16 protein-coding genes are annotated in these 13,690 nt (G+C 45.8%); 13 read left to right on the top strand and 3 right to left on the bottom strand.

Features of this window, described 5'->3' with window-relative positions; translation table 11 throughout:
• Positions 1-154 precede the first annotated feature (154 nt).
• From ACY2RR_RS16325 to ACY2RR_RS16360, 8 genes are all read left to right on the top strand, one after another.
• Positions 155-1,177 (top strand): SPFH domain-containing protein, encoded by a 1,023-nt coding sequence (locus ACY2RR_RS16325; RefSeq protein WP_490109232.1) that lies wholly within the window; start codon positions 155-157, stop codon positions 1,175-1,177.
• Positions 1,174-2,097 carry a diacylglycerol kinase catalytic domain-containing protein gene (locus tag ACY2RR_RS16330; protein WP_490109233.1) on the top strand — a complete coding sequence of 308 codons (924 nt, stop codon included), beginning with the start codon at positions 1,174-1,176 and terminating at the stop codon, positions 2,095-2,097. The genes ACY2RR_RS16325 and ACY2RR_RS16330 overlap by 4 nt, the downstream gene beginning before the upstream one ends.
• A 26-nt stretch (positions 2,098-2,123) precedes the next feature.
• Complete coding sequence (locus tag ACY2RR_RS16335) at positions 2,124-2,573, top strand: 5' nucleotidase, NT5C type (protein WP_490109234.1); 450 nt, start codon at positions 2,124-2,126, stop codon at positions 2,571-2,573.
• Positions 2,548-3,219 (top strand): metallophosphoesterase, encoded by a 672-nt coding sequence (locus tag ACY2RR_RS16340; protein ID WP_490109235.1) that lies wholly within the window; start codon positions 2,548-2,550, stop codon positions 3,217-3,219. Before ACY2RR_RS16335 ends, ACY2RR_RS16340 begins: the two co-directional genes overlap by 26 nt.
• Before the next feature lie 188 nt (positions 3,220-3,407).
• A complete protein-coding gene (locus ACY2RR_RS16345) occupies positions 3,408-4,394 on the top strand; it encodes a LysR family transcriptional regulator (protein ID WP_490109236.1) in 987 nt (328 codons plus the stop codon).
• A gap of 129 nt (positions 4,395-4,523) precedes the next feature.
• Positions 4,524-5,633 carry an alkene reductase gene (locus ACY2RR_RS16350; protein WP_490109237.1) on the top strand — a complete coding sequence of 370 codons (1,110 nt, stop codon included), beginning with the start codon at positions 4,524-4,526 and terminating at the stop codon, positions 5,631-5,633.
• 114 nt (positions 5,634-5,747) lie between these two features.
• On the top strand, positions 5,748-6,038 hold the full coding sequence (locus ACY2RR_RS16355) for a putative quinol monooxygenase (RefSeq protein WP_490109238.1): 291 nt from the start codon (positions 5,748-5,750) through the stop codon (positions 6,036-6,038).
• A gap of 14 nt (positions 6,039-6,052) precedes the next feature.
• Complete coding sequence (locus ACY2RR_RS16360) at positions 6,053-6,862, top strand: SDR family NAD(P)-dependent oxidoreductase (protein ID WP_490109239.1); 810 nt, start codon at positions 6,053-6,055, stop codon at positions 6,860-6,862.
• Positions 6,863-6,913: 51 nt separating this feature from the next.
• Here the strand turns inward: ACY2RR_RS16360 and ACY2RR_RS16365 are convergent, their stop codons facing one another.
• A complete protein-coding gene (locus tag ACY2RR_RS16365) occupies positions 6,914-7,876 on the bottom strand; it encodes an NAD(P)H-dependent oxidoreductase (protein ID WP_490109240.1) in 963 nt (320 codons plus the stop codon).
• Positions 7,877-8,028: 152 nt separating this feature from the next.
• Here ACY2RR_RS16365 and ACY2RR_RS16370 point away from each other — a divergent pair, with 152 nt between their 5' ends.
• Positions 8,029-8,934, top strand: coding sequence for a LysR family transcriptional regulator (locus ACY2RR_RS16370; RefSeq protein ID WP_490109241.1), 906 nt, complete (start codon positions 8,029-8,031; stop codon positions 8,932-8,934).
• Here the strand turns inward: ACY2RR_RS16370 and ACY2RR_RS16375 are convergent, their stop codons facing one another.
• Both ACY2RR_RS16375 and ACY2RR_RS16380 read right to left on the bottom strand, forming a co-directional pair.
• Positions 8,935-10,146, bottom strand: coding sequence for an MFS transporter (locus ACY2RR_RS16375; RefSeq protein WP_490109242.1), 1,212 nt, complete (start codon positions 10,144-10,146; stop codon positions 8,935-8,937).
• Positions 10,146-10,304 carry a hypothetical protein gene (locus ACY2RR_RS16380; protein WP_490109243.1) on the bottom strand — a complete coding sequence of 53 codons (159 nt, stop codon included), beginning with the start codon at positions 10,302-10,304 and terminating at the stop codon, positions 10,146-10,148. Before ACY2RR_RS16380 ends, ACY2RR_RS16375 begins: the two co-directional genes overlap by 1 nt.
• A 350-nt stretch (positions 10,305-10,654) precedes the next feature.
• On the opposite strand from ACY2RR_RS16380, the gene ACY2RR_RS16385 reads away from it, so the two are divergent.
• The 4 genes from ACY2RR_RS16385 (at position 10,655) to ACY2RR_RS16400 (ending at position 13,664) form a co-directional block, all read left to right on the top strand.
• Entirely contained in the window at positions 10,655-11,062 is a 408-nt protein-coding gene (locus tag ACY2RR_RS16385; protein ID WP_490109244.1) for a DUF4440 domain-containing protein, read from the top strand.
• Positions 11,063-11,181: 119 nt separating this feature from the next.
• Positions 11,182-11,919, top strand: coding sequence for an SDR family NAD(P)-dependent oxidoreductase (locus ACY2RR_RS16390; protein ID WP_490109245.1), 738 nt, complete (start codon positions 11,182-11,184; stop codon positions 11,917-11,919).
• A 90-nt stretch (positions 11,920-12,009) separates the two neighbouring features.
• Positions 12,010-12,543, top strand: a complete 534-nt coding sequence (locus ACY2RR_RS16395; RefSeq protein WP_490109246.1) for a nuclear transport factor 2 family protein — start codon at positions 12,010-12,012, stop codon at positions 12,541-12,543.
• A 167-nt stretch (positions 12,544-12,710) separates the two neighbouring features.
• The gene (locus tag ACY2RR_RS16400; protein WP_490109247.1) at positions 12,711-13,664 is read left to right on the top strand and encodes an MBL fold metallo-hydrolase; all 954 of its coding nucleotides are present in this window, start codon (positions 12,711-12,713) and stop codon (positions 13,662-13,664) included.
• Positions 13,665-13,690 lie beyond the last annotated feature (26 nt).

A 13,690-nucleotide genomic window follows, 5' to 3' on the forward strand; every position in this document is an offset into this window, starting at 1 on the left:
AATATTCCAAAGAATCAATATTTTATATGCAGCTTTTGTCGTTAGGCAAACTTATTGTCCTATAGACATAAATAAGTTCTTGACGTATTTGTGTCTATAGGACACTATCTGGCAATAAAGAGACTTATAGACACTAACGAAAAGGAAAAAGACCATGTTCGGCATTAGATATTACAAAGCAGACTCCGCAACCTACGTTATTAAAAGCGCTAATGGTCGGGTGCGCCGTCAAGGTAAAGGGTTGAGCTTCTATTACAACTCTGCCACCACATCCATTGCCGCTGTTCCTGTCAGTGTTCAAGAAGCACCATTCATCTTTAACATGCAAACATTTGACTTCCAGGCTGTCAGAGTACAGGGGCAGATAACTTTCCAGGTGACTGATCCTGAAAAGACCGCAACAATGCTCAACTTCAGCCTGAAAGCGGATAGCTCTGGTTATGTTTCGGAAGATCCTATGAAATTAAGCGACAGAGTGGTCAGAAGAATTCAGGCAATGGTGCAGAACAAAGTGCAGGCGACCCCATTGCGTAATGCTCTTTTGTTGAGTCAAACACTGGTGGATATGCTGCGTAAGACTTTACCCAATGAGGCTTCGTTAAGCGATATGGGTGTTCAAATTCAGGACGTAACAGTAAGCGGTATTATGCCGAATCCTGAAACAGCAAGAGCGTTGGAGGCTGAGGCCCGGGAATCTATTCTCCAGGAGGCGGATGACGCAGTTTATTCACGGCGAAAGTCTGCAGTGGAACAGGAGCGTATTATTAAGGATGCCGAGCTGCAGACAGAGCTCTCTGTTCAGCAGAAAGAGCAGGAAATTGAAGAGTCCCGCCTGCAGAATGAGCGTGCCATTCTTCGGGGTAAGAATGAGACAGAGCGGGAGCGGTTACAGGCAGAGATTGAAGCGGAAAACCAGAAAAAAGAACTGGTAGTACTCAGTGTTGAGAACAAGCAAATGGAAGCCGATTCTGATGCTTACGCAGTTGCAGCTCGTATGAAAGCCTATCGTGAGTTACCCGTTGAAAATTTGAAGGCTATGGCACTGGCCAATATGAATCCGGAACAGTTAATGGCCATGGCCTTTGACTCCCTGGCTCAGAATGCGGGCAAAATTGGTGAGTTGAATATCAGTCCCGATATGGTTGGGCAGCTGGTGAAGAAGGTGAAACAGGCATGAGCAGCAGAGTTGATCGGCGTTTTGTCCTTGTCTTCAGAAAAACCCGACTGCAGGAGCTTGTGGAGCGCTTCAACACTTGGCCTCAAGCCAAGTTTTACTTGGAGCATAGCCAGGTGGATGCGCAAGACTATCTGGCTGAGCATGATCACTACCAGAAGCAGCTTGTTGAAGCTGAGCGCATCCTGAAAACCTGTGGCCGGTTTCAGTTACTGGAACGCAGGCTTCTGCCCAGTTATCAGTTCTCACAACAGGACATCGTTGTGGTTATCGGCCAGGATGGTCTGGTAGCCAATACTCTGAAGTATTTGGATGGCCAGCCCGTGATTGCGGTGAACCCTGACCCTGCTCGATGGGATGGAAAGTTGCTCCCTTTTGAAGTCGGAGATCTCTCGAGCACTGTGATGAAAACGATCAAGGAATCCGCAGACTCAAAGGAGGTTACCTTTGCCGAGGCAAGAACCAATGACGGGCAAAGCATTCTTGCCGTGAACGACCTGTTTATTGGTCCCAAAAGCCATACATCGGCTCGCTATTCAATTAAATGGTGCGGGCACACAGAGGTACAATCATCCTCGGGCATTATTATCTCAACAGGATTTGGATCAACCGGATGGTTCCAGTCTATTCTGGCTGGGGCTCAGGCGGTTGCCGGGCAAACAGACCATCAACTCTCCCAAGGCTTTGGCTGGGATGAAAAGAGGCTGCAATTTACAGTGCGAGAACCTTTTCCCAGCCAGACAACAGGAACTGATATCGTGTTTGGCGCTATTACCCATGACAAAGAGCTGGGTCTCGAATCCTATATGCCAGAAAACGGAGTGATCTTTTCCGATGGCATTGAAGATGATTTTGTTCCCTTCAACTCTGGGGTTAAAGCTACAGTTGGGCTGTCTCCTCGAAAAGGCTGTTTAGTCTGCTGATCATCTGGTTCAAATAATAGAAAGTTATGCCCAAGACAATTATTTACATCGATATGGACGATGTCCTCTGCGACTTTACCGGGGCTTTTGAACGGGCTTTGAAAGAGAATCCGCAGATAGCGTTTCCCCAGTCACAGTATGGATTCTTTCGGAATCTGGCACCAACTTTTGGTGCAGTTGAGGCTATTGCTGTTCTGAATAGCTTTCAAGAATACGAACCCTACATTTTGACCGCGCCTTCACTAAAAAACCCTCTGTGCTATTCAGAAAAACGTGAATGGGTGGAACAGCATCTGGGGTTTGAAATGGTCAGGAAATTGATTATTTCCCCTGATAAAAGCCTTCTAAAAGGGGATTACCTAATTGATGATTTACTCAGCGGCAAGGGCCAGGAGGGTTTTGAAGGTAGACATATTCACTTTGGTAGCCAGCAGTTTCCCGGTTGGAAAGATGTGCTGCGCTACTTTCAGCGTTGATGAGCGTGACATCACTGCCGCTCGCCAGTGGTTTCCAGATATACCCATACTCTATGTACCGGGCAACCATGAGTATTACCACAAGGAACTGCACGCAACGAACCGGCGTTTGCAGGAGGTGTGTCGTCAAGAAGATGTAATTTTTCTGAACCCAGGAGTTTTTCAGTATCAGGGTTACCTTTTCGTTGGGGCCACCTTATGGACTGACTTCGCACTCTATGGTGAACAGCAAGCAGGTATGGACACCTGCGAAAAGTGGCTGAATGACTACAGTCTCATTCACATCGCAGAGAACGGTTCTGAAAGAAAATTATCGGCAGACGACACCTTGAGAATCCATAAAGAGCATCGCAGTTTTCTTGAGGCTGAACTTGCTCGGTACAAAGGGGACAGCGCCATCGACATCACCCATCATCTACCATCAGAACAGTCTGTGAAGGCAGAGTACAAAGGAACCAATCTGACGACAGGATTTGCTTCCTCACTGGATGCAGTAATACACCAACACAGGCCTAAGCTCTGGGTCCACGGGCACAGTCATACGTCTGTCGACTATGTACTCCACGAAACCAGGGTTATCTCTAATCAGAAAGGGTATCCAGGCGAGAAGACTAGCTTTAGGCAAGATCTGGTGACATCGATCTGAGAGGTAGTAGGAATGAAGTTTCAAAAAATGGTATTTTTGAGCCTATCCGTGTGTATTGCTTAAGAGTAAAAGTCTTTTAGAATATGGTGGTTACCAACTTTATTACTCCCAATATTTACTGAAATTCTTTGTAAGCCTATTCCAGTTACCAACTTTATAGTTGAAGTGACTTTTTTAGGAATGGTGGAATGCGGGCTGCAGAGGGTTGGAGTTACCAACTTTATTACTCTCCTACAGCCATACTTCATGGCCCGACCTCTGTTCTCTTTCTATACAGTCGGGCAAAGATGATAAACGTCGATGCCATGGTTCATTTTCTCGCGATTATTGATCATGGCTCCTTCTCTGCGGCAGCAGAACACCTTGGGCAAACTCCTTCAGGTGTTAGCCGCTCTCTTTCCCGCCTTGAAGAACAGCTGAACGTGCGACTGTTAACCCGAACAACCCGTCGTTTGGACTTAACTGATGAAGGTCGCTGGCTGGAGCAGCGTGCCCGGCAGATTGTTCAGGATCTTGAAGATACCCGCCATGAATTAACCAACAGTTTCTCCAACCCTTCTGGGTTGCTGAGAGTGAATACTTCAACGCCAGTGTTCACAACATTGGTTGCGCCTGTTCTCACTGGCTTTTTAGAGCGTTATCCGGATATTCACTTTGAACTGGTCAGTGATGAAAACGTTATCGACCTGATTCAGCAGAAGACAGATGTCGCTATTCGGGTTGGAGAGTTGTCTGACTCCACCCTGAATGCCCGAAGACTCACAAGCAGCCGAATGCAGATAGTTGCCACACCTGATTATCTGAAGAAGTATGGAACACCGAAAACCCCAACTGAGTTGTCCGGCCATCGAATGCTGGGCTTTAAACAACCAGCCTCTCTAAACCTTTGGCCTTTATCTTTTGAAGGGAAGGAAGGGTTTCCTGTTGAACCTTCAGTCTCCTGCTCAAGTGGTGAGGTTTTGAGAAAAGTAGCTCTCTCTGGTGCTGGTATTGCCAGTCTGTCGGATTTCTTTGTGCAGGAACATATTGAGCGGGGGGAGTTGCAGCTCATTCTTGAGGATTTTCACTGCGGATGGAAAAAGGACATCTGGGCGGTGTTTTATAAGAAAAATGTGCTGCCAGCCAGAACACAGGTGTTTATTGATTACCTCGCCGAAAAACTCGCGTACCTTTGATTCATTGTCAAAAGCGTTTTGTGCCGTTTCCTATTTTTGAAGCTTTTATCGACGAGTATTGTTGCTGCCAACTCAATGACAGCTCGACAGGAAAAGTGCTGTCGAAAGTCTGGTTAGTGGAGAATCGTCGTGTCTTATCCTCATCTTTTTTCAGAACATAGTTTTGGTCGCCTGACATTTAGCAACCGTATTGCCATGGCTCCGATGACTCGCTCCCGCACTGAGCAGCCTGGTGATGTGCCAGGTGAAATGGTTGCAACCTATTATGCTCAGCGTGCCACTGCAGGGCTTTTAATTACAGAAGGTGCTCCCATTTCTGCTGTTGGCCGTGGCTACTCCATGACTCCCGGCATTTACACGCCTGAACATATTGAAGGCTGGAAACGCGTTACCAAAGCTGTGCATGAGAAGGGCGGTAAGGTCTTTATTCAGCTTTGGCATGTAGGCCGGCGCTCCCACAGCGTGATTGCTGGTGAACAACCAGTATCTGCTTCTGCTGTTAAGCATTCTGATAAGGTATTTGGCCCTCTCCCTGAGGGTGATTTCGGCATGATTGAAACTGGTACTCCCAGAGAAATGAGCCTTGAAGATATTCAACAAACTATCAATGACTTCGTGGTAGCTGCCCGTAACGCTATGGAAACAGGCTTTGATGGTGTAGAAATTCACGGCGCACACGGCTATTTGCTGGATCAGTTTATGCGCATCTCCAGTAACCAACGAGCAGACCAATACGGTGGCAGCCAGGAAAATCGCATGCGCTTTATGCTGGAAGTTGTTGAAGCTATTGCCAAAGAAATTGGTGGTGACCGCACAGCTATTCGTCTGTCGCCTTTTGTGACGGAAGGTTATGGCGAGGAAGACGCTGATCCGGAAATCATCGATCTGACTTTAAAAGCGATCAAAGCAATGGCTCCGTTGAAGTTGGCGTATATCCACTTCTCAGAAAACATCTCTCGCTATACTGAAATGCCTGAGTCTTATCGTCAGCAGGTGCGGGATATTTATCCCCATCCAATTATGGTTGCGGGCAAATATACCAAGGAAACCGGCGAGGCCATTTTGGCGAAAGGTTATGCGGACATGGTGGCTTATGGTCAGCCATTTATCACCAATCCAGACTTAGTGTACCGGATGGAAAACAGCCTGCCTTTGAACCCGGTCGATTACGATGCGCACTCTACCTTTTACGGTGGTGATGAGCGTGGCTACACAGATTACTCAACTACTGCAGCCTGAATCACAAAGTAAGCTATAAGTTAGGGTACATACGAAGCTCTCTTTTCTATTAAGGAAGGAGAGCTTTTCTGCTTTTGTTGATTTACCTGCTATTGCTGACTTATGGAGTGCAACATGGCTCACCTTACAATCGTTGCCAACATTATTGCCAAAACCGGTAAGGTAGAACTGGTTAAAAGTGAACTGAAAAAGCTGATTGCCCCTACTCGAGCAGAAGAAGGTTGTATTAACTACGACCTGCACCAGAACAATGAAAACCCCGCCCACTTCTTGTTCTATGAAAACTGGGGTACACGCGAGCTTTGGCAAAATCACATGGATACACAACACATAAAGAATTATCTCAATGCCGTTGAGGGCGCGGTAGAATCGTTCACGGTTAATGAGATGAGCCAGATCGGCTAACAGGGAGAGTTTGAGTGAAGAAAGTTATTCTGCTGACAGGCGCAACTGATGGTATTGGTTTAGAAACTGCTAAGGTGCTTGTTGCTCAAGGTCATCATGTTTTATTGCATGGCCGTAACTCATCAAAGCTTGAAGGTATTGTGCGTGAACTTTCTGCTCTGCCGGGTGCTGGCGAGGTTGAAAGTTTTACTGCTGATTTGTCTCGTCTGGTGGATGTTAAAACGTTCGCACAGGCTGTTATGGCCAAACATAAAACACTGGATGTATTGATTAACAATGCCGGTGTTTACAAAACACCCAACCCAATAACTCAGGATGGGTTAGATATTCGCTTTGCGGTTAACACCATCGCTCCTTATTTGCTCACCAAACAGCTGCTTCCTCTTTTGGATAGCTCTAGCCGGGTAGTCAATATTTCCTCTGCCGCACAAGCCCCAGTGAATCTTGAGTCTTTGGCCGGGAAAGACCTGTTGTCGTTATCGGATAGTGACGCTTATGCCCAAAGCAAGCTGGCTATTATCATGTGGTCCAACCACCTGGCTGGTTCGTTAAAAGACTCTGGACCAATGGTTGTGTCAGTCAACCCTGCGTCATTTCTAGGAAGCAAAATGGTGAAAGATGCTTACGGTATGGCAGGCAAGGATTTAAGTATTGGTGTAGATATTCTTTGTAGGGCTGCTCTATCAGAAGAGTTTGCTGAGGCTGGTGGTCGGTATTTCGATAACGATAGCGGGAAGTTCACCGACCCTCACGCTGATGCCCTGAATGCTGAGAAATGCGAGAAGGTTGTTGAAACCATTGAGGCTGTTTTAGCAAGAAATTAAAAAGACTAAAACACGCCTCAGAGTTTGGTCTGAGGCGTGTTTTACAGAGAGTTATGCCGCTACCGGAGTAACTTTGTATTCCTGAATAGTCACTTGGCCCTGATCGTTCAACTCCAGCGCCCAGTTCTCATTCACCAGAATATTTACTGGCTCACCTTTCAGTTCTGAATCTTCGAAGGTCTCTGCAATAAGGCGGATGCGAAGTTCAGCAGAATATCCTTGCGTAGCCTTCTTAATTTCAACTTGCTCAACCTGATGAGTGCAGCCAGGTTTAAACAGGCCGCGCACAATGTCGTACCACTCACGGAAACCATTGTGGCCGGTAAACTGACCTTCTGGTGAAATCCATCGAACATTTTCAGCAAGGCTTTCTGTGAAGAAGCCACTTTCTTCGGGCAGTTGGTCAAACTGGGCAAACCAGTCAGTAACAAAACGGCGAATTTTCTGTTCGTCGGAATGAAGTACATCGTTAACACTGGCAATCAATCGCTGAGCATGTTCCTGGGCGCGTGCCTGCACATCTTCCAGCTTGTTATAAACACCGGGAATGTAAACCATGCCATGAGTGTAAACAGGCTCCCGATAATTCATTCCTGCCAGATAAGCTGTTTGCTGCAGTGGGTGAAGCAACTGCTCAATGGTGAAGTGGTTATAGCCCAGAGGGTCGTAAGCCTCTTTTGGGCCTCCAATAGTGAAAGACAGGAAGAAATCTTTGCCTTTCAGTTTGTCTCCTTCCGGGCCGTAAGCGAAGTTAAAGGTCAGCACCTCATCCATCCACAGTTTCAACAGTGCTGGCACGGTGTACCAGTAGAAAGGAAACTGGAAGACAACAACCTTGGCATCCATTAAAGCCTTTTGTTCGGCTTCCACATCGATTTTGAAATCAGGATAAAGGCTGTCTAAGCGACGCACATCAATGCTGTCGTATGTGTTCTCCAGCTGGTCGAGAATCAGGGTGTTTGTGTAAGAATCTTCAAGATTTGGGTGACCGGAAATAACAACGACTTGGCTCATGGGAACTCCAGACAAAGTGGCAATTGGCTGATCGATGTCTGCAGTGTATGGAAAAGAATTGATATATTTTAGATGTCTTATATCGAATGCATTGTTAGCTAAAAACTAACAATTGAGTGTGCGCTGAGGCATCGCTTTGAAGAGGAGTGGCTTTGAAAGGTTCAACCTTTAACCAGCTGACAATTTTCCAGACCATTGTGAAAGAGGGAAGCATCCGCGGTGCTGCCCGAAAAATGGAGATGGCGCCGCCCTCCGTAAGTCAGGCGTTAAAGCAACTGGAAGCAAATATAGGACTTCCGTTGTTCAATAGAACAACCCGCCAGATGGAACTGACTGAAGCAGGGCAGCTTCTCAATGAGCAAATCTCTGGTGCCATAACAACGCTCGACTATGCGCTGGAAAGTGTTCAGGATTTGAGTGAGCAGCCTTCAGGGCGAGTGAGTATCACCCTGCCTCGTTTTGTATTTCAGTCTTTTTTTCGGCCAATCTATGCCGAGTTTTGTCAGCTCTATCCAGATATTCAGCTGGAAATATCTGTCTCGGATAAAGCTGTAAATATTCTTACCGAAGGCCATGACTTGGGTATTCGTCAGGGAGATAAGGTTGAGCCCGGTATGGTGGCTCGTCAGCTCACTGCACCCGTGAAAGAAGCGCTTTTTGCTTCCGATTCTTACATTGCTAAATACGGCATGCCTCAAACTCTGGAAGATTTGCAGCAACACAAACTGGTGCAATATCGCTACATTGCATCCAACCAACTGGTGCCTCTGGCATTAATGCGGGATAAGCAAACTATCGCTGTAGATATGCCGTTAGCTTTGATAGTTAACGATACTGACGCAATGATTGATGCTGCAGAAAAAGGGCTGGGGATTGGGCGCTTTCTTACGCCAATGATTGAAGAAAAGTTAAAAGACGGGCGACTGATAGCAGTGTTGGAAAAGCACTGGCACCCTTACCCCGGCCTTTACTGTTACTTTATGCAGAACAGCCAGAAGGCTCGCAGGGTAAGGGCTTTGATCGATTTTCTGGTGGAGAAGAGTCTTCCCCTTCGCTAGTTATACTGCCGGAGCTAAGCGTACAACTGGCTTCGCATTAATTGGCAAATGTAAGAGAGCGGCCAAGAATGCCAGAACAACTGTGGACCACCAGATTGGTTCATAGGTTCCGTAGTAGTCGTAAATACGACCGCCTGCCCAGGCTCCCAGAAAGCTGCCAATCTGGTGAGTTAAGAAGACCAGACCGTACAGAGTGGAAAGGTACCGGGCACCGAAAATCTGGCGAACCAGACCAGACGTCAATGGAACAGTACCCAACCAGCAGAAACCAATTGCTGCGCCAAACAGTGTGGCTGTGCTGTTAGTTACCGGCAGGGTGACAAAGCTGGCAATGACCAGAGTTCTTGCCACGTAGAGAGCGGTCATTACATAACGCTTGTCGTAGCGGTCGCCCATCAGTCCCCAGAAGTAAGAACCGAAGATGTTGAACACACCAACATAAGCCAGAGCCATAGCTGCAGATGAAGCTTCTAAACCTTTGTCTGCCAGATAGCTGGGCAGGTGCGTGGCAATAAACATCACATGGAAGCCACACACGAAAAAGCCTGCGTGAATTAGCCAGTAACCTTTGTGGGCAAACGCTTCCTGCATAGCCTGTTTAACAGTTTGGGGTTCGTTCTCAGCGGCTTTTGCAGAAGTGCTTTGGCTCTGGCCAGTTTTCATAAAATAGGAAAAGGCCACCATTACACTGCATGCCAGTGCGAAAACCTGCAAAGTGGTTTGCCAGTCGAAGTTACTCAGCAGAGCTTCCGCGCCAGGAATAACTGCAAACATACCAAAAGAGCCAGCTGCAGTAGTCAGACCAAAAGCTTTGGCGGTGTGTTGTGCAGGAACAACCTTTGCGACAGCACCCAGAACAATCACATAACTGGTGCAGCTCAAGCCCAAACCAACCAGTGCTCCCAGAGAAAGGTACAGCCATTCTGGCTGAGAAGCGGTAGATGTTAGATATAACCCGGCTGCGTAAGCGAGAGCACCGAGAGAAATAACTCGGCGTGCTCCCCAGCGGTCAGCAGCCATGCCAACAAATGGTTGGAACACGCCAAACAGCAGGTTCTGAAAAGCGATAGCAAGGCTGAAAAACTCACGCCCTGTGTTAAAGGTTTCGGATATCGGCATCATAAAAATACCGAAAGACTGGCGAATACCAAGGCTGAAAATCAGGATGGCAATACCAAACCAGACAAGAAGGGGGAATCGAAAAATACTCATTAATGGTGGTGCTCGGAGTGATCCATGGAACCAGACATCTGGTGGTGCATGTTTTCCTGCTGATGGCAGCCGGCGTTAACCGCATTTCTGGTGAGAGAATTCAGTAAGACTGGAGAGTTATGAACAGCAACCAGTGTCAGGCTCAGCAGTAAGAGCATTCTCAAGAGCTGAGCAGGTAAAGATTGGGAAGACATTGCGCCTCTCAGTGTCAGGAAGGCGCGGGATAGTAACCAAGAGCGTGAGTACCAACCATTGGTATTTACTGTGGTGCTCTGTCTATGGGCGAAGCTGGAGATAATGTGCTTTGCACAAGGTGCTGATCAAAAGCACCTCCAACGGGTGTAACTCTTTTGGGTTTGTTTTGTAATGATCGATAAAAAACTGTTGACGAAATCACTTCTTTTTAATTTAATAATGATCATTACAAAACTGACAGGCTAAAATTTTGCGTCGGCAGAATGTCTGCTTTCCAGCGTTTCACTGTTAATACAGTCGATGGAGATATCTCATGACTAAGGCAACACATACCAAAGAAGCTATTCGCGCAGCAATGGACCACCTGATCGACCGTGCGACCAATTTTGACGTAGATGCACTTGAGACGATCTACCACAATGACTTTCACACCACACTGGTTCTGCCAGACGACACGGTGCAGACCTTTAGCAAAAAAGAGTTCATTGAACACTTTCGAAAGCAGGCGGCAGAAGAAGATAGAAAACAGCTGAATACTTTTGCTAAATGGCATGACTTCCATATTCTGGGTGATACCGCAGTATGTGTTCTGACGCGACATCATAGTGGTATGACAGGGGATGAAATGATGCTGCTATGCAACATTGAATTCCGTTTTGAAGATGGTCGCTGGCAGGTTCTTCGTGAGCAGATTTTCCTGCGCCCTCTTTCTGAAGATTAAACTCTTTCCAATTGAGATAGACGTCAGGTAAAGCCAAATCATTTCAGGGGCATTTTCTAAAACCCCAGGCTATGGGGAAACAATCTGGAGATGTTTCCCCAGTTCAGAGAGAAGTTAAAGTGAAAGATAAAACAGTCATTATTACTGGTGGCAGTAACGGTATTGGTAAAGCTGCAGCATTAGAGTTTGCACAACTGGGAGCACAGGTTTTAATCACAGGCCGGCGCGCTCCAGCCTTGGAAAGGGTTGCAGCTCTGCATGAGAACATTTCCATTCTTGTTGCTGACAGCGGAGATCCTAAAAGCGCTGAATTGATCGTTAACACTGCTATTGAAAAGTGGGGAAGGCTGGATGTTCTGGTGAATAACGCCGGAGCAGGTGCAAACGCGACCTTGGAAGAGATCAGTGAAGAAAGAATTAATGAAATACTGTCTTTGAATATACTTGCCCCCAGCTTGCTAGCTGCAGCCAGTGTTCCGCATTTGAGAAAAACCGGAGGCTCAATCATTAACATAACCAGTGTGGTTAGCCATATGTCTGCGAAAACACTGTCTCACTATGGAGGCAGCAAGGCGGCTCTGGATTACATGACTCGCACCTGGGCCTTAGAGCTGGCTCCTGATATTCGTGTTAATGCAATTGCACCTGGCCCAACGGACTCTGGGGCTTTAACAGGAATGATGGGCCTTAGTGAAGAGCAGGCTAAACAGGTTGAGGACCAGGAAAGAGCCGCTATCCCTCTGGGGCGTCGAGGAATCCCTGAAGATATCAGCCGCTGGATTGTTTTGCTGGCAGATTCATCAAATGCATGGATGACTGGTCAGGTAATTGGTGTAGATGGTGGATTCGGTATTTAAATAAAAATTTACCCGGGTTTTTTAATTAATTGGAATTGGATTTCAATACTAAATAATTCAACTCCATCTCCTTGAATTAGTGAGTTTGTTATGAATATGAAAAAGATATTGGTTCTGTTAATTACCGTGTTTTCTATGGGAGGCTTTTATGTTTATGGTGACGGAAAAATTCCAAACGATAAACTCACAGTTTTGGATGCAGGGTACTCTGTTCCCCAAAATTTGAAAAATACGCGCACAAAAGAAGGTGTGCGCGCTGCAATGGATAATCTTATAGATCGTGCAACAAATTATGATGTTAATGCACTAGAGGAAATTTATCATAAGGACTTTCATACAACACTTATAATGCCTGATGGAGCTATAAAAACTTATAATAAAAAAGAGTTTATAACTATTTTTAGAAAACAGGCGAAAGAAGGAAAAACACAGCTTAACACTTGGGCAGACTGGCATGACTTTCATGTTTTGGGTGATTCAGCTGTGAGTGTTTTAACAAGAAAGCATAGTGGTATGAATGGTGAAGAAATGCTTTTGTTATGCAATATTGAGTTGCGTTTTGAGGAGGGGCGCTGGCAGGTTCTTCGAGAACAGATTTATCTGCGACCACTTTCTGAAGCTTAAAACTATATCTAAAAATCTGGTTCTAAAGCCAGACTAGTCACATAACTTTTCATGTTCTGTCAGGTTAAATGACAAAAGTGAAAAAACTCATCTGATATTTTTAAAAGCTATACTCGAGAACGAGCCCTAGGCCAGATATAGCAAATATATTTTATTGGTGTCTCTCTATGAAAAAACTAGTACTGATACTAAGTATTCTGGTGTTGTCTGCCTGTGCTGAACAGCAGCTTAAAAAACACTCTCAGAATGACTCTTCGCCAAGTGTTTCTTATGAGTTTTACAGGAATGCTACAGCCAAACTAAACTACAATGGTAAAACACTGTTGCTCGACCCTATGCTTGGCGATAAGCATTCATTACCTTCTTTCGCAGGTATTGAGCCGAACCCCACCATCCCGTTACCTGTAAAAGTTGAACAGATTACCGATGGTGTAGATGCTGTTATTGTCAGTCATATGCACGAGGATCATTTTGACCCAGCAGCTGCCAAGGCTCTGAAAAAGAATATTCCTATATACACGCCAAATAACAGTTCGCCTACTAATCTGGAACACCCAGTTGAAAGCCGAAAAGCTTTTATTGATCAGCTCAAAGACTATGGCTTTGTAAATGTCACTGCTATTGGGTCAAATGAGTCAAATTCTGTAAGCTTTGACGGAATAACTCTCACGCAGGAGTTTGGTCAGCATGGCACTGGTGTTCTTGTGCCTTTAATGGGAGGGGTAAACGGAATTATTTTTGAAGCACAGGGGCAACCCACTATTTATTGGACTAACGATACTATTCTGGACAAAGAAGGTCGGATAAAAGGAATTCTAACTAAATATTCGCCGGATATTATTATTGCCCATACTGGTGGTGCAGTGATTGAGGCTATCAGCCCAGAGCCACTTCTGATGAACGAAAAACAAGCTATTGAGTTCTTTCAGGAGGCTAAAAAAGCAAACAATGATGTTCAGATTGTTGCTGTTCATATGAATGCACTTGATCATTGTTTTACAACTAAGAAGATCCTTCGAAATGCTATCAATGCGAAGGGTAAAGATTTTGCTAAAAATATAAGTATTCCCGAAGAAGGTGAAGAAATTGTATTCACCTCCGTTAACAGAGTTTTGTTGTAAATATGATTGCTGAAACAGCGCTCTCT

Source organism: Parendozoicomonas sp. 2304DJ65-17 (assembly GCF_058148445.1).